Below are 16,052 nucleotides of genomic sequence, written 5' to 3'. Positions count from 1 at the left end.
CGAGCCAAGATTTCGGTTGCCCGCGGGCGCGTCTTCGAGAAAACTGACAAGGGTCGATTGGACCTTGCGCAAACGGATATTCTCGATGGTTACCCGAGGCTTCTCTTCCGGACGAAAGCCCCCGACGGATACGAATGCACGTATCCCGCCGGGGCAGTATCTCGAGCAAGGTTTCCCGGTCCTGTCGGCCGGCCCGACGCCGCATGTGCGCACCGAGGATTGGTCGTTCACGCTTAAGCACGGGCCGCGGCCGATCAAGAAGTGGAACTGGGCCGAGTTCAATGCGCTGTCCTTGACCAAGATGACGCGCGACATCCATTGCGTGACCGCATGGACCAAGTTCGACACGGCATGGCAGGGCGTGCTGGTCGACGACATCCTTGCCGACGCCGGCATCGAGCCGCCCACCGCCTTCACGCTGGCGCTGGGTTTCGACGGCTATTCCACCAACGTGCCGACGAAGGATCTCACCGGCGGCAAGGCGATGGTGGCACTGCTTTACGAGGGCAAGCCGATCACCCCCGATCATGGCGGGCCGGCGCGGCTGCTCGTTCCACATCTCTATTTCTGGAAATCGGCCAAATGGCTGAACGGGCTGCAGTTCACCGAGCGTGACGAGCCGGGTTTCTGGGAGTTGCGAGGCTATCATATCTATGGCGACCCGTGGCGCGAGCAGCGCTACACGAACGATCCATGAGCGACGCACCGGCGGCGCAGTCGCCCTGGCAGACAGTCACCATCACCCGCATCCAAAAGCGCACGCCGCGCGTCACCAGCTTTTTCCTGCAGCCATCGCGGCCCTTCGCTTACCGTGCCGGACAGCATGTCGACGTCAGGCTGACGGCGCCTGACGGTTATCAGGCGCGCCGCTCCTATTCCATCGCCTCGGCGCCGGAGACCGGCGAGACCATCGAACTGGCGATTGAAAAACTCGAGGACGGCGAGGTCTCGCCGTTCTTTCACGAGATTGCGGCGGTGGGCGACGACGTCGAATTGCGCGGGCCGCTCGGCGGCCATTTCGTCTGGTCCGACAGCGATGGCGGACCGCTCCTGCTCGTCGGCGGCGGGTCGGGCGTAGTGCCGCTGATGTCGATGGTCCGTCACCGGGCGATGCGGGGGTCGCTGGTCGCCGCCGCCTTGGTATTTTCCGCGCGGGTCTGGGACGAGGTGATCTTTCGCGACGAGTTGATCGACCTCGCCGAGCGCCGGGATGGCTTCGACCTGGTGCTGACGCTGACGCGCGAGCCGGCCCGCGGTCCGGCGGATTATGCGCGGCGGATCGACGCCGCGATGATGGTGCAAGCCATGACGAGGCTGCCCGCGCCGCCGAAGCTGGCCTTCGTCTGCGGCTCGAACGCATTCGTGACGGCCGCCGCCGAGGCACTGGTCGATGCCGGCGTCCCGGCGGCACTCATCCGCACCGAACGCTACGGGGTCTGATCCGGTTCTGCTTGCTCCGTTGCAGTCTTCGCTGCCCGGCATAAACGGGCCGAAAACAGGTAGAACGGCAAGGTCGCGTTTGGCTGAAATGGTTAACGATTCGACAAACAACCGCTGCTGCTACTTTTATCGGTTTAAAAAATCGAACCGAACGGTTCGTTTCTGTTGACAATGCGTGCAGGACGCTGTGAACGCTGCCTCTCCAAGCCACCTTGCGGCCAGACCGATGCTATGGGCTATCTACTTGATATTTAGCAATAAAATTGTGGCGAAGGGAATCTCTGGCACAATTTCAAGGTGTAGATTCTTGGTCCACACCAAACAACTTCGTGATTGGAAACTGGCCATTGGCTTTCCCACATCGGGGCTGTCCGAACGACGCGAATTCCTCCCAAGACACGCCGCTCGCCGGACGGAAAAACTGAGATACTGGAGTACTAAAATGAAAAAGATCGCTCTTGCCGCCGTCGCCGTTTTGGCCATCACCGGCAGCGCCTTCGCTGGCAGCGACAACTTTGGTTCCAAGGGTGCGAACCAGCCTGCCGCTTCGGTCGACAGCTCGTACACGGCTTCCATTCAGAAGCCGGCTCATGCTGACGAGCAGCCTGTCCAGGGCGCCGACCGTAACCTCTTCGGCAACAACTAACAGCCGATCCCAGCATCAGGGCGGCGGGCATTATCCGCCGCCCGGGACCCGAGAAATTCAGGAGTATTAAAATGAAAAAGATCGTTCTTGCTGCCGCCGCCATTCTGGCCATCACCGGCAGCGCTTTCGCCGCTAGCGACAATTATGGTTCCAACGGTGCCAACCAGCCTGCGCCTTCCGTCGATAGCTCGTACACGGCTTCCGTCAAGACGTCGGACCAGGCTGAAAAGCAGCCGGTCGTCCAGGGCGCCGACCGCAACCTCTTCGGCAACAACTAATAGCCGATCCCAGCATCAAAGCGGCGGGTGAGCCCGCCGCTTGATTCGAAAATCCAGGAGTACCCAAATGAAAAAGATTGTTCTTACTGCCGCCGCTCTCTTGATTGCCGCCGGCAGCGCCTATGCCCGCAACGACAATGTTGGCGGGACCGACATCAACAAGCAGTCGACCGTCAACGTCGACAAGACGCAGACGTTTTCGGTACGTGACAGCAATTCGCCGATCTACAAACTGCTGAATTCGTCTGGCGATGTGCCCAAGTCCGCGCCTCAGGGCGCCGACCGCAACCTCTTCGGTAACAACTAGAGCAATTCCAGGAAAAGTGTGAAACGGTTTTCCGTCCGGAATTGCGTCAAAACAAAGAGATAGAGCGGTTCGGCGTTTCCGTGAAAACGATGAACCGCTCTAACAGCCGAACTGGAATTCCAAACAAGAGCGGCGGGCCATGCCCGCCGCTCTTGTCTTTGCATGGCGGAAAAACGCCTGCTTCAAGCCGCCTTTGCTTCTGCTTCATGGAGCGCGAAAGAGCGCCCGTCGGCGTCGAAAATATGCAGGTCGCCTGCGTCCGCCGTCAGCCGCAGCGTCGCTCCGCGCTTGACCTCGACATTGCCCGGCAGCTTGGTCACCAGCGGCAGGTCGGCGCGGCCGATGTCGACATAGACGAGTTGGACCTCGCCGAGCTGCTCGACATAATCGACCGTCCCTTCGAACAAATAGTCGGCGCCGGTGGCAATCATCAGATCCTCCGGCCGCACCCCGAAGCTCACCGCAGCGCCTTTCGCCGAGGCAGGCGTTGCGATCGGCACCGTTGCCTTGCGGCCGCCGACATGGCTGACGAGCGTCGGGTTGCCGGTCTTGTCGATCGTTGCCGGCAGGATGTTCATCGCCGGCGAGCCGATGAACTGGGCGACGAACAGATTGCCGGGCCGCTTGTAGAGCTCCATCGGCGTGCCGACCTGTTCGATATGGCCTTCCTTCAGAACCACGATGCGGTCGGCCAGCGTCATCGCCTCGACCTGGTCGTGGGTGACGTAGATCATCGTTGTGGCCGGCATCGATTCCTTGAGCTTGGCGATCTCGATGCGGGTAGCGACGCGCAGCGCCGCGTCGAGGTTGGACAGCGGCTCGTCGAACAGGAAGACCTTGGGATTGCGCACGATGGCGCGGCCGATAGCGACGCGCTGGCGCTGGCCGCCCGACATCGCCTTGGGCAGACGGTCGAGATATTTGGTCAGCTGCAGGATCTCGGCCGCCTGGCGCACCCGCTTGTCGATCTCGGCCTTGCTTTCCTTGCCGATCTTCATCGAGAACGCCATGTTGTCGTAGACGGTCATGTGCGGATAGAGCGCATAGGACTGGAACACCATGGCGATGCCGCGCTTCGACGGCGGCACGTCGTTGACGATTTCGCCGTCTATCTTGAGCTCGCCTGAGGTGATCTCCTCCAGCCCGGCGATGCAGCGCAGCAAGGTCGACTTGCCGCAACCAGACGGACCGACGAAGACGATGAATTCGCCCGACTTTATGTCGAGGTCGACGCCGTGCAGAATGTTGAGATTGCCGTATGATTTCTTCACTTGCCTTAGCGTGACATCGGCCATGGTACCCTCCAGTTCTTCCTTGAATTCAGTCGATACGCCCGAACCAGGCGCCGTAGCCGCCGAGGCGGATAGTGCCGGCGCCAGTCTGTCCCGAAAACCCGTGTCCCGGCAAGGGCTGCAGTGAGCGGCCGCCGAGATCGACCTCGGCCGGCTTTGCTCCGAGATTGAAGGCGCAGACGATCTGCTCGTTGCCTTCGCGGCGCGTGAAGGCGACGGTGTCGCCCTCGCTTTCGATGAACTCGATATCGCCCTTGGCCAGCGCCGGATGGGCGCGGCGGAAAGCCAGGAAGCGCCGATAGTGCTCGAGCAGCGAGCCGTCGTCGCCCTGCTGCACATTGACCGCTTGCGCAAGATGCTTGCTGGGCACCGGCAGCCAGGGCTTTGCCGTCGAGAAGCCGCCATTGCGGGCAGCGCCGTCCCAAACCATCGGCGTGCGGCAGCCATCGCGGCCCTTGAATTCCGGCCAGAAGCGGATGCCGTATGGGTCCTGCAGATCCTCGAAGCTGAGCTCGGCCTCGCTAAGCCCGAGCTCCTCGCCCTGATAGATGCAGACCGAGCCGCGCAACGACATCAGCAGCGCCGAGATGACCTTGAGGTAGGCGGTCGGGTCGGGCTCGCCGGCAGCCCAGCGCGAGGCAGGGCGCATCACGTCATGGTTGGAGAAGGCCCAGCACGACCAACCGTCGCTGGCCACCTTGCCGAAGGTTTCCAGCACCGAGCGCACCTTTGCCGCGCTGATCTTCTCCGGCGCCAGGAAGTCGAAGGAGTAGCACATATGCACGCGTTTGCCGCCTGCCGTATAGGCCGCCACCACTTCCAGCCCACGCTGCGAATCGCCGACTTCGCCAACCGCGGCCGTCGCCGGATATTCGTCGAGCAGGGCGCGGAAGCGTTCGAGGAAGCCGAGGTTTTCAGGCCGGCTCTTGTCGTAGAGATGGTCCTGGTAGTTGTAGGGGTTGACGGCCGGCGCCGTCTGGTCGTTGCGCTGCTCGGGCGGCAGCGGCGGATTGTCTTCCAGGCCTTGGCTGTGGAAGTAGAAATTGATGGTATCGAGGCGAAAGCCATCGACGCCGCGCTCCAGCCAGAAGCGGGTGACATCGAGCAGCGCGTCCTGGACCGCGCGGCTGTGGAAGTTGAGGTCGGGCTGCTCGGCCAGGAAATTATGCAGGTAATATTGCTGGCGGCTGGTGTCCCACTGCCAGGCCGAGCCGCCGAAGATCGACAGCCAGTTGTTGGGCGGCGTGCCGTCCGGCTTGGCATCCGCCCAGACATACCAGTCGGCTTTTGGATTGCTGCGGCTCGAACGGCTTTCCTTGAACCATGGATGGATGTCGGCGGTGTGCGAGAGCACCTCGTCGATCATCACCTTGAGGCCAAGCCGGTGCGCCTCTGCGGTCAGCGCGTCGAAGTCGGCCAGCGTGCCGAACATCGGATCGACGTCGCAATAATCCGACACGTCGTAGCCGAAATCCTTCATCGGCGATTTGAAAAATGGCGAGATCCAGATGGCGTCGGCACCGAGCGAGGCGATGTAGGGCAGCCGGCCGATGATGCCCCTGAGGTCGCCGATGCCGTCGCTGTTCGAATCCTGATAGCTGCGCGGATAGATCTGGTAGATCACGGCACCTCGCCACCAGTCGCGATCGATCGCGAGATCGGGCTTCGGGGTCGCCTTCAAAGCGGATTGCATGATTTCAACCTCCTTTCACCGAGCCGGCAAGCAGCCCGCGGACGAAATAGCGCTGCAGCGAGAAGAACACGATCAGCGGCACGATGATGGTGACGAAGGCCGATGTCGTCAGGATCTCCCAGTCGCCGCCGCGCGAACCGAGCAACGCATTGAGCTTGGCGGTCAGCACGATCTGGTCGCCCTCGGTACCGAGGAAAACCATCGCCACCAGCAGATCGTTCCACACCCAGAGAAACTGGAAGATGGCGAACGAGGCCAGCACCGGGAACGACAATGGCAGCACGATCTTGACGAAGATCTCGAAATCGCTGGCGCCGTCGATGCGCGCCGATTCCATGATCTCGCGTGGCAGGCCGGCAATATAACTCCTCAACAGATAGATGGCGAAGGGCAGGCCGAAGCCGGTATGTGCCAGCCAGATGCCGAGATAGGTTTTCGACGGCACGCCGAAGAAACTGCCGACGCCGTTATAGAGCTTCAACAGCGGGATCAGCGACATCTGCAGCGGCACGACCAGGAGGCCGATGATGACGGCGATGAGCAGCGCCCGGCCGGGAAAGCGCATCCACGCCAAAGCGTAGGCGGCGAACGCGGCGATCAGGATCGGGATCACGGTCGCCGGAATGGTGACGGTCAGCGAATTCATGAAGGAGCGGCCGATGCCTTCCGAAAACAGCACCGTGTCGTAGTTGTCGGTGGTGAATTTCGGCGGCGCCGACGAGGCGTAATAGACGCGCTGGCCGCGTTCGCTTTCGAAAGCCTTCGGCGAGGTCATGACGAAACTGCCGTCGGCATTGAGCTGCAGGGTCACGCCGTCGCCGAGATCGGCTGTCGTGCCGGCGGGATATTGCGTCGGTGCGGCCGACTTGACGCCGAAGGCGCTGATGTTGCGGGCAGGACCGTCGCCGAAGATATTGCCTTGCAGGACGAACTTGCCGTCCTTCTCGACCTGCGCCGAAGCGGGCGGCAGCCGTCCGGCTTCCGTCTGGCTGGAACTGGTGAACGAGTTCCACCAGCCCGAAGCGATGATCTGGTCCTTGTCGCGCAGCGACGAGACCAGGATGCCGAGCGTCGGGATCGTCCAGATCGCAACGAAGATGAAGACGGCGATATGGACGCCGAAACGGCTGACAAAGGACTTTCCGGTCGCCACGGCCATCTCAATGTCCCTCCGTCTCTTTGTTCGCCTGGCGGATGTTCCAGACCATGATCGGAATGACCGCGATCATGATGATGATGGCGATGGTGGCGCCGCGGCCGAAATCGCCGCCGCCGCGGAACATCCAGTCGAACATCAGATTGGCCAGCACCTGGCTGTTCCACTGGCCGTTGGTCATGGTCAGCACGATGTCGAAAACCTTCAGCACCAGGATGGTGATGGTGGTCCAGACTACGGCGATGGTGCCCCAGATCTGCGGCACCATGATCTTCCAGAAGATCTGGAAAGGATTGGCGCCGTCGATGACGGCGGCTTCCAGCGTCTCTTCCGGAATGCCGCGCAAGGCCGACGACAGGATGACCATGGCAAAGCCGGTCTGGATCCAGATCAGGATGACCATCAGGAAGAAGTTGTTCCAGAACGGCAGCGATATCCAGACCTGCGGCTGGCCGCCGAAATACTGGATGATGGCGTTGAGCAGACCGATCTGCGTCTGGCCGTCGCCGCGATACTCGTAGATGAATTTCCAGATGACGCTGGCGCCGACGAAGGAGATGGCCAGCGGCAGGAAGATCAGGCTCTTGGCGATGGTGCCCCACCAGATCTTGTCGGTGAGCACGGCGATGATCAGCCCGAGGAAGGTGCAGGCGGCCGGCACCACTGCCAGCCAGATGATGTTGTTGAGGATCGAGTTGCGGAACTCGCGGTCGCCGAACGCCCAGTGATAGTTGGCCAAGCCGACGAAATGGCCGCCGCCGCGATCGAGGAACGACAGCCTCAGCGTCTCCACCACCGGGTAGATCAGGTAGATGGTGAGGATGATCATCGCCGGCCCGACGAACAGCCACGGCCGGATCACCCCCTGCCGCCGCAGATTGTTAATCGCCGCCTTGCCGGAAACGCCGCGTGCCGGAAAGATCGTATCGAGTGCCTTGTTGGCGCCCCAGAAATAGGCGACGCAGCCGCCCACGCCGATGATGATGACGAATATCGCCGAAAAAATCTGAGCCGCCATGGGTCCCTCCCCCTGCGCACGGATCCGCCAGTCGAGAATGGCTTTGGCGACGGGATCATGCGCCGATTCAGTTGTCTGGAGCGCGACCAGCCGAAAAGCAGGTCACTGGGCGCGCATCATGCCGGAATGCGTTGTGCTCACGACAATCGACGCGACGCCAAGCACCGGATAAGGTCCGGGCCGTTTGAGGCCCGGACCGCATCACATTGGGAACGCAAGCCGGCCGCTTACTTGATCGCGTCCCAGCTTTTCTGGATATCGGTGGCGACGTCCTGGGCGGACTTGCCGCCGACCAGGTCGATCATGCCGGTCCAGAAGGCGCCGGCGCCGATCTTGCCCGGCATCAGGTCGGACCCATCGAAGCGGAAGGTCGAGGCGTTGGCCAGGATTTCGCCCTGCTTCTTCAGCGCGTCGCTGGCATAGGCGTCCTTGTTGACCGACTTGAACGGCGTCACGAAGCCACCCTGCGCCATCCAGATCTCATGAGCGAGCGGCAGCTTCAGGAATTCGATGAACGCGCGGGCACTCTTGCTATCCTTGGTGATCATGGCGAGCGTGCCGGCGCCCAGCACCGGAGTGCCGAGATCGGGCTTGGAGGCGTAGGGCGGGTAATAGAAGAAGTCGGCATCCTCGCCGATCTTGGTGCCTTGCGGGAAGAAGGTCGGGATGAATGATGCCTGGTGGTGCAGATAGCATTTTGGCGGCACCGAGAAGAGGCCCTTCGGGCTGTCGCGGAAATCGGTCGCCGCAACCGCCTTTGCACCGCCCTCGACCATTTTGTCGTCGGTCGCGATCTTGCCGAAAATGTCGATGGCGTTGACCACGGCCGGATCGTTGAACGGAATTTCGTTCTTCACCCATTTGTCGTAGGTCTCGGGCGTCTGGGTGCGCAGCATGATGTCTTCGACCCAGTCGGTCGCAGGCCAGCCGGTGGCGCCGCCCGAACCAAGCCCGATGCACCATGGCGTGCCGCCGTCGGCGATGATCTTCTTTTCGAGCTCGGCAAGCTCTTCCTGCGTCTTCGGCACCTTGTAGCCGGCTTCCTCGAAATTATCCGGCGAGTACCAGACTAGCGATTTCACGTCGGCCTTGTAGGGGAACGCGAAGAAACCGGGCTTGCCGTCCTTGTCCTTGAAGGTGCCGAGGTCGACCCAGGATTGGCCGGCGCCGTAATTGTCCTTGACCCAGGTGGCGGTGTCGTCGCCGAGCGGCGTCAAAAGCCCCTTCGATGCCAGATCCTGGATCAGACCCGGCTGCGGCAGCACGGCGATGTTGGGCGGGCTGCCGGCCTGCGTGTCGATGACGATCTGCTGCTCGTAATTCTCCGACGAGGAGTACTTGATCTCGGCGCCGGTGGCTTCGGAGAAATAATCGAGAACGGTGCGGACAAGCCCTTCGTCCTCGCCGCGCCACGGTCCGAAGATCGTCAGCGTCTCGCCCTTGAGGTCGACCTTCTTGAGCTCCTCGTAGTTGGCCCAGTTGAAACGGGGATCTTCGCCCGGCTTGAACTTCAGTTCGGCTTGCGCCGGCATGGCCAGGGCGAGCGTGGCAAACGCAGCGCCCAGCAGAAGCATTTTCTTCATCGGTATTCCCTCCCAGTGGTGACAAACACCGAACGAAACCTCCATTCCGTCCGGCGGCGCTGCAGGACTGTGACTCAGTCGGAAAGGAACTGCAACCTTTCGTAGAGTCTTCCAAAGCGCTTTGGTGATTTTGATCACGCCACTGAATTGATCCGGAGTCAAGAGAAAGCCACGCTAATCGATTTGATTTCTGCGGCCGAGTGCCAGCGAAAGTGCGCTGCAGCACAGTTTTCTGGCGGTGCAGCAGCAAATTCGGCTTCAAACCGGTCTGAACCGTGCGTATGGTCATTGCGCTCGGCAAGGCGGTTCGTAGCGGCCAGCTCGATTCAGATTAAAAGCGCTTTGAGGTTTTGGAGGCCTCCGGTGAACCTCAAGCAGCTCTCCCACATGCTGGCGCTTTCGCAGACCACGGTCAGCCGCGCATTGAACGGCTACCCGGAAGTCAACGAGGAAACGCGCCGGCGGGTGGTCGATGCCGCCAAGCGTCACGGCTATCGCCCCAATCCGAGCGCGCGCCGGCTGGCGACCGGCAAGACCGGCATGATCGGCTATGTGCTGCCGACGGGGACGACCGTCGACATCGACCCGCATTTCGTCGAGTTCCTGTCCGGCCTCGGCGACTATGCGCGTTCGCACGAGCTCGACCTGGTGCTGTCACCGGCCGATGCCGACGACCAGGAGACGACCTACCGCCGTATTGTCGCCAACCGGCAGGTCGACGCGGTCTATATCTCGTCGCCGAGGCCGGCCGACCGCCGGGTGGCGCTGGTCAATACGCTCGGCATTCCTTTCATCGTCCATGGCCGCAGCGAAGGCTTCGATTTCCACTATCCCTTCACCGACATCGACAATGAGGGCGCCTTCCACGAGGCGGCGCGGCTTCTCGTCCAGCTCGGTCACAGGCGTCTGGCGCTGATCAATGGCGACGATCGCGAGACCTTCGCCATCCACCGCGAGCGCGGCGTTCGGCGCGCGCTAGCGGCAAGCGGCCTGGTGCTTGGTGATCAGCATGTCTGTTCCCTCACCATGACCGAGGAGAATGGCTACCGCGCTGCCCGGCGCTTGCTGGAACAAAGCGACGCGCCGACGGCGATCGCCTGCTCCAGCCTGATCATGGCGCTCGGCGTGGTGCGCGCGGTGCGCGATCTCGGCCTGACCATTCCGGGCGACCTGTCGCTGATCGCCCATGACGACGTCTTTCCCTGGCTGAAGCCGGAGAATTTTTCGGTGCCGCTGTCGACGACGCGTTCGTCGATCCGCCTGGCCGGCGCGCGCATCGCCGAACGGCTGGCGGCGCGGATTTCCGGCCTGGAGGAGGGGGCTCGCGGCGAGGTCTGGCCGGTCGACCTGGTGGTCAGGGGATCGGTCGCCGGCGCACCGGCCTAGAGGCAATCACTCTGAACGGCCGAGGTCGACTCTTGGCGGCTGTTGGCCAGCACCAGCGAGTGCGTCCTGGTGTCAGGCCGCAGATTTGAGGTGATCGATGAAGGCGCGCAGCTTCGGCAGGACTTGGCGCTTGCCTGGATGATAGAGGAAGACACCCGGCGTCGTCGTGGCGATGCTGTCCAGCACCGACTTGAGTTTTCCTTCTTCTATCAGACCTTCGGCGAGTGGTCGTGGTGTCTGCGCCAGCCCAACGCCCCGCGTCGCAGCCCCGACCAATGTCGAATAGTCGTGCGCGATCAGCGGGCCTGAGACGATCGCTTCGATCGCGCCATTGCCGTCGACGAAGGACCAGGGCGCGATCGCGCCATTCGAGCGGCGCAAGCGTAAGCAGGCGTGGCGGCGCAAGTCCTCGACACGCTCGGGACGGCCGTGGCGCTCGAGATAATCAGGGCTGCCGACGACCACGAACGAGAACGGCGGAGTCAGCCGCACCGCGACCATGTCGGCGGCGATGAACTGGCCGAGGCGGATGCCGGCATCGAACCCGCCGGTCGCCAGATCAACCATCTGGTCGCTCACGGCGATCTCCAGTTCGATCTCAGGATAGGCTTGGCAGAACGACGCGAGCACCGGCTCCAACATCAATGGCACGATGGCGCGGGGCACAGACAGACGCAGCAGACCGGTCGGCCGTTGGCCGATATCGCGGGCAGCCTCGCCGGCCGCGACGAGCTCTTCGAATGCAGGGCCGGCACGGTCGAGGAACCGCTGGCCAGGCTCGGTTAAACCGACGCTCCGCGTCGTGCGGACGAACAGCGCCGTACCCAGGCGAGCTTCCAGCGCGCGCACCGCTTGGCTCACAGCGGACGGCGTCACGCCGAGATCGGCGGCAGCACGGCGGAAGTTGCGGCGCCTGGCGACGGCCAGGAACGCCTCGACGCCCTCCAGCGCACCATGTCGGACTGTGTAGTTCTGCTTCATAGGTTGTTGTGATTACACCGGATAGTCGAATTGCGGTAGCGGGCTTAAAGCCGCGTGAATCAACTGTTGAGAGAAGGCCAAATGTCCACGGAAATAGTGTTCCAAACCCATCTTGTTCTCGGCTATGTCGCGTGGCTGCTTTGCTTCGGCGCATACGGTTTGCCGTGGCTCAGGTCGATGGACCGGGTCGCAGCGCAACGTGCTATCGCTACGCTGCACAGCTTCCGCTTCTTCGGGCTCGTCTTCATCGTTCCGGGCGTCGTAAGCCCCAATCTGCCCGCCGATTTCGCCGTGTTTGCCGCCTACGGCGATTTCGCGACTGGCGTGCTGGCCATGCTGGCGCTGCTCACAGTGAGGATACGCCCGCTCTTCTGGCCGTTGGTCGTCGCCTTCAACGTCGTAGGGACGGTCGACCTCATCGTCGACTATTACCACGCCATTCAGATCGGCCTTCCTGCACGCGCGGGGGAACTGGGCGCAACCTACGCGATCCCGATCATCTACGTACTTGATGATAACGCACATCGCCGCATTCTATTTTCTGGCGCGTCCTCGGCAAAACGCGACTTAAGCCATCGTAGTCGATCCGCCTGGCCGGCGCGCATTGCCGAACGGCTGGCGTCGCGAATCTCCGGCCGGAGCAGGCCGCGCGCGGCGAGGTCTGGCCGTTCGACCAGTGGTCAGGGCATCCAGGGCCGGCGCGCCGATGTAAAGGTCAAAACTCGATCACTCCCGGCGACCGAGTTCGACCCAGAGCGGCCGTCCGACCCTGCGAGCCCGATGACGCTGGCCAACCCTTAGCAGAAAACGGACTGAAGAATAGCCGCGCTGCAGCAGCAAAGGAGATCGATCGCTTCCCCAATACCACAACCGCTATCGGAGTACCGAATCGGCCGGCTGAGCCGTCGTTATCGGATCGGCATGACGATGCACAATCTTCCACAGACCATCTTCTGGGCGAAAGACGCTCGTCGCGCGTAACGCAAGAGGCGTGACATCGCTCCGACCGCCAACCTTGGACCTGAGCCGCTCCACTTCGACGATGTATGCCAGCTCAGACGTCACACACTTCGCTATGTTCTCGAAGCCGCTAGCGTCGCCGTCCCTGTAGTTCGATGCCGCCTGCTCCATCGTCTCAACGACCTGCTTCCATCCATGAGCGAAAGGGCCAAAGGGATTGCCCAGTGTTACATCGTCTCGTTGGGAAAAGAGCTTCTTCGCTGGCGCGGGGTTTCCTTTCATGAACTCATCCAGAGCCAGGTGGTATTCTTCAACTGCTTGATCGAAGCCACTGGCGTCGAGGGACACGTCATCCTCCCTGTCGTTTTTATTTCTGATCCGGACTGGCGACCACAGGTCTACATTCTGTGCGCCCGCAGCGGTGAAGCATTTTCCCTACGGCGGCGTAGTGCAGGTTGGCTTGGTCATTATAGCACGGCGTGAGACAAGTTTCGCGACAGCGTTATGAGACGGCTCGGTTCAAACACGAGACTTAGTCCTTGGCCGCCTCGGCCGCCTTGGTGTCCAGCAGCCCAAAGCCGAAATCATTGTCCCGCCCCTTGGGGCCGAGATCCTTTGCCGTGGCGGCCAGTGCTTTCTCGACCCAGTCGGCCGAACGGTCGGGCGCGGCATGCAACAGGTTGGCGACCGCGCCGGTCACGATCGCCGCTGCAAAGGACGTCCCGGTCACCACATCCGAGCCGGCGCCGCTTGGCGCCACCATCTCGACGCCGGGAGCGGAGATGAAGACGTAGGCGCCGCGATTGGCCTGCGGCATCAGCCCGTCCTTGGCATCGGTGGCCGTCACCGCGATCACGCCGTCGAAGGCGGCCGGATAACCATAGGGCGCCTTCGGCCCGTTATTGCCGGCGGCGGCGACCAGCACGATGCCGAGCGCGCGCGCATTGCGGCAGGCGATGCCGAGCAGGTCGTTCTTCGGGCCGACGAAGCTCATATTGATGATACGGACATCCTGCTCCGCCGCCCAGTCGAGCGCCGAAAGGATGACGTCCATGGTCGACTTGCCGCCCTCGAAGGCGCGGGCGTGATAGATCCTGGCGCCCGGCGCCATGCCTTTGAACGCGCCGGTGCCGGCGATCAGTCCATCGACCGAAGTACCGTGGTCGCGTGCCTTGATCGGCACGTCGGGCATGGCATCGAACTGCTCGGCGATGACACCGGAGAGCGCGGGATTGCTGTCGTCGATGCCGGTGTCGATGACGCCGACGCGGACATTCTCGCCGCTGGCTTCCTTGGCGTCGAGCGCGATGCGCTCGAACGCATAATTGACGATGCTGGCCGCCTGCTGCAGCGAATAGACGTGGTTGGCCTCACGCCGCAAAGTGCGGCCGTCGGCGGCAAGCTGCGCCAGCACGACGCCGACTGGGCGGCCATCGGGAATGCCGAAGCGCACCAGCGTGTTGCCGAGCAGCCGCGACTGCCGCTGCGAGCGTATTTCGAGGCCGAACGAGGCGGCGATCTGCTGGACCGCGCCGGCATCGCCATTGACCGTGACCAGCACCTCGTCGGGCACGAAATCGCCGATCACGGCGCGCGGCGGCTCGGTTGCGACAAGATCGGTGGGTGCTACGATCGGACCGCCCGGCGCGGCCGCCGGTATTGCCGGCAGGCCCGAAGGCGGAGCGGTCGGCGGGGCCGCGGTATTGCCGGGAGGTATCGGCGCCTCGGTGACTAGGGTAGGATTGGGGAACAAGTCGACGATCAGCGCGGGAAGAAACACGGCACTCACCGTTGAAGCCTTAGCCGGCGTTTTGCCGCCGCTATCCTTCCCGTCGTCGCCGTCCTTGGCGCAGTCGGTGCCGGCGGCACTTGCCCGGTTCAGGCAGTCGATCTCCGCCTGGGTGAGGTTCGGGTCGTTGGTCTGCGCCATCGCGGACGTGGCGAAGATTGTCATCGCCGCCGTCAATCGAATGACCGCCTTAGCCGCCATCAGCCGGTTTCCTTCCCTCCAGGGCAGCTTCGGTGAAAGGCTGGGCGGCAATAAGGCCAAGCAGCTTCTGATAGTCGGCGGCGGTCTTGGCCGGAACGCCGAGGCGGAAGACACCGTCGGCGGTCGGCCCGCCGGCGATCTTCAACTGGTTCTGGTCGAGAAAAGCGACGATATCGGACAGCTTCGCATCCGGTTTGAACTTCACCAGTGCAAACGGCATTTTGGCCAGATCGTCTGCCGATCCGGCAATCTTGAAGTCGCCACCTCTGCTGCCGGTCTGGACAAAGGATTGCGCGACGACCAGGGCCAGCAGCACCGCGGCCGCGGCCCAGGCGACGCCGGCCGGCACCGCCATGAAGCGGCTCCAGGCCTGCGCCAGCCAGGGCGACGCCGCCGGCGCGCGGGCCGGGCCGGCCTCGGCGTCGAGCGCCTTGGCAAAGCGGCTGAGCGCATCGGCCGGCGGGCGGATTGCCTCGTTTGCGGCAGCAGTGCCGGAGAATTCGGCCTCGGCCTCGCCAAGCGCGGCCATCGCCGCCGGATCGCTCTCCAGCCATTCCTCGATGGCTTCCAGCTCGGCGCCTTCCAGCGAGCCGTTCAGATAAAACGGCAGCAGCATTTCCATTTCGTCGCGGCGTGACATTTTTTCAGCGGCGCTCATGGCCACCCCCTGTCGTAACCGGCGGCCTTGAGAGCTTCGCCGAGTTTCTTGCGGGCGTAGAACATCCTGGTCTTGACCGTGGCGACCGGAATACCGAGCACCTCGCCGATCTCGCTCACCGATTGCCCGTGATAATAGGCAAGGTCGATCACCGTGCGATGCTCTTCCGGCATGGCATCGATGAAGCGTCGCAAGGCAGCGGCCTTGTCTTCCTTCATCGTCACGACTTCCGGCGTGTCGGCACCGTCGGCGACCTGGGCCGCGTCATCGTCGTCGATCCAGTCTTCCTTCTTCCTGCGTAGCAGGGACAGCGCCTTGAAGCGGGCAATGCCGAGCAGCCATGTCGAGACCTCCGAGCGCCCCTCGAAGGCCGGCGCCTGCCGCCAGAGCTCGAGGAACACCTCGTTCGCGATATCGTCGGCCATCAGTTCCGATCCCGTCTGGCGTGCCACGAAGCGGTAGACCCGCGCGTGGTGGCGCATGAACAGGAGCCGCACGGCTGCACGGTCGCCCTTCGCGACCCGCTCGACGAGCGCGCGATCGGTCTCCGCGGCTGTCATCGCCGGTCGAGCCGCCTGGCTCCTGCCTGCTCTGTCGCTGATCGGCCCAAAAAGGTTCACCGCCTCCGCCGGATATTTGCGGAGGCTAACCGAAGAGCGGAGAG

16 protein-coding genes and 1 pseudogene are annotated in these 16,052 nt (G+C 62.8%); 7 read left to right on the top strand and 10 right to left on the bottom strand.

Annotation, left to right across the window (positions count from 1 at the left end; genetic code table 11):
• The first annotated feature begins 85 nt into the window (after positions 1 to 85).
• From NKH05_RS26700 to NKH05_RS26680, 5 genes are all read left to right on the top strand, one after another.
• Complete coding sequence (locus NKH05_RS26700) at positions 86 to 697, top strand: molybdopterin-dependent oxidoreductase (protein WP_352817125.1); 612 nt, start codon at positions 86 to 88, stop codon at positions 695 to 697.
• A complete protein-coding gene (locus NKH05_RS26695; RefSeq protein ID WP_353026422.1) occupies positions 694 to 1,440 on the top strand; it encodes an FAD-binding oxidoreductase in 747 nt (248 codons plus the stop codon). The genes NKH05_RS26700 and NKH05_RS26695 overlap by 4 nt, the downstream gene beginning before the upstream one ends.
• Positions 1,441 to 1,882: 442 nt before the next feature.
• Complete coding sequence (locus NKH05_RS26690; protein ID WP_023718335.1) at positions 1,883 to 2,086, top strand: DUF680 domain-containing protein; 204 nt, start codon at positions 1,883 to 1,885, stop codon at positions 2,084 to 2,086.
• 71 nt (positions 2,087 to 2,157) lie between these two features.
• Complete coding sequence (locus NKH05_RS26685) at positions 2,158 to 2,364, top strand: DUF680 domain-containing protein (protein WP_353026420.1); 207 nt, start codon at positions 2,158 to 2,160, stop codon at positions 2,362 to 2,364.
• Between the two features lie 67 nt (positions 2,365 to 2,431).
• On the top strand, positions 2,432 to 2,671 hold the full coding sequence (locus tag NKH05_RS26680; RefSeq protein ID WP_023718337.1) for a DUF680 domain-containing protein: 240 nt from the start codon (positions 2,432 to 2,434) through the stop codon (positions 2,669 to 2,671).
• Positions 2,672 to 2,853: 182 nt separating this feature from the next.
• On the opposite strand, the gene NKH05_RS26675 is transcribed toward NKH05_RS26680, so the two are convergent.
• From NKH05_RS26675 to NKH05_RS26655, 5 genes are all read right to left on the bottom strand, one after another.
• Entirely contained in the window at positions 2,854 to 3,966 is a 1,113-nt protein-coding gene (locus NKH05_RS26675) for an ABC transporter ATP-binding protein (protein WP_023718338.1), read from the bottom strand.
• A 25-nt stretch (positions 3,967 to 3,991) separates the two neighbouring features.
• Entirely contained in the window at positions 3,992 to 5,656 is a 1,665-nt protein-coding gene (gene bglA / locus NKH05_RS26670; protein ID WP_352855789.1) for a beta-galactosidase BglA, read from the bottom strand.
• A gap of 4 nt (positions 5,657 to 5,660) precedes the next feature.
• On the bottom strand, positions 5,661 to 6,815 hold the full coding sequence (locus tag NKH05_RS26665) for a carbohydrate ABC transporter permease (RefSeq protein ID WP_023718340.1): 1,155 nt from the start codon (positions 6,813 to 6,815) through the stop codon (positions 5,661 to 5,663).
• A gap of 1 nt (position 6,816) precedes the next feature.
• Positions 6,817 to 7,830, bottom strand: a complete 1,014-nt coding sequence (locus NKH05_RS26660; protein WP_352640567.1) for a carbohydrate ABC transporter permease — start codon at positions 7,828 to 7,830, stop codon at positions 6,817 to 6,819.
• A gap of 227 nt (positions 7,831 to 8,057) precedes the next feature.
• Positions 8,058 to 9,413, bottom strand: coding sequence for an ABC transporter substrate-binding protein (locus NKH05_RS26655; protein ID WP_352495220.1), 1,356 nt, complete (start codon positions 9,411 to 9,413; stop codon positions 8,058 to 8,060).
• Between the two features lie 363 nt (positions 9,414 to 9,776).
• Between NKH05_RS26655 and NKH05_RS26650 the strand changes: the two genes are divergently transcribed.
• Positions 9,777 to 10,799, top strand: a complete 1,023-nt coding sequence (locus tag NKH05_RS26650) for a substrate-binding domain-containing protein (RefSeq protein WP_023718343.1) — start codon at positions 9,777 to 9,779, stop codon at positions 10,797 to 10,799.
• 72 nt (positions 10,800 to 10,871) lie between these two features.
• Here the strand turns inward: NKH05_RS26650 and NKH05_RS26645 are convergent, their stop codons facing one another.
• Complete coding sequence (locus NKH05_RS26645; RefSeq protein WP_023718344.1) at positions 10,872 to 11,780, bottom strand: LysR family transcriptional regulator; 909 nt, start codon at positions 11,778 to 11,780, stop codon at positions 10,872 to 10,874.
• An 81-nt stretch (positions 11,781 to 11,861) separates the two neighbouring features.
• On the opposite strand from NKH05_RS26645, the pseudogene NKH05_RS26640 reads away from it, so the two are divergent.
• Positions 11,862 to 12,351 (top strand): annotated as a pseudogene (locus tag NKH05_RS26640) (DUF8737 domain-containing protein).
• A gap of 302 nt (positions 12,352 to 12,653) precedes the next feature.
• Here the strand turns inward: NKH05_RS26640 and NKH05_RS26635 are convergent.
• The 4 genes from NKH05_RS26635 to NKH05_RS26620 all read right to left on the bottom strand — a co-directional run bounded on the left by NKH05_RS26635 (position 12,654) and on the right by NKH05_RS26620 (position 15,948).
• On the bottom strand, positions 12,654 to 13,088 hold the full coding sequence (locus tag NKH05_RS26635; protein ID WP_023718345.1) for a YybH family protein: 435 nt from the start codon (positions 13,086 to 13,088) through the stop codon (positions 12,654 to 12,656).
• 184 nt (positions 13,089 to 13,272) lie between these two features.
• On the bottom strand, positions 13,273 to 14,730 hold the full coding sequence (locus NKH05_RS26630) for a S8 family serine peptidase (protein WP_023718346.1): 1,458 nt from the start codon (positions 14,728 to 14,730) through the stop codon (positions 13,273 to 13,275).
• Positions 14,720 to 15,388, bottom strand: a complete 669-nt coding sequence (locus tag NKH05_RS26625; RefSeq protein ID WP_352484363.1) for an anti-sigma factor — start codon at positions 15,386 to 15,388, stop codon at positions 14,720 to 14,722. The genes NKH05_RS26630 and NKH05_RS26625 overlap by 11 nt, the downstream gene beginning before the upstream one ends.
• Positions 15,385 to 15,948 carry a sigma-70 family RNA polymerase sigma factor gene (locus NKH05_RS26620; protein WP_352484364.1) on the bottom strand — a complete coding sequence of 188 codons (564 nt, stop codon included), beginning with the start codon at positions 15,946 to 15,948 and terminating at the stop codon, positions 15,385 to 15,387. Before NKH05_RS26620 ends, NKH05_RS26625 begins: the two co-directional genes overlap by 4 nt.
• Between the last annotated feature and the right edge of the window lie 104 nt (positions 15,949 to 16,052).

Source organism: Mesorhizobium sp. M1399, from assembly GCF_040317735.1.
Classification (GTDB): domain Bacteria; phylum Pseudomonadota; class Alphaproteobacteria; order Rhizobiales; family Rhizobiaceae; genus Mesorhizobium.
This window is presented reverse-complemented; position numbering and strand designations above follow the sequence as displayed.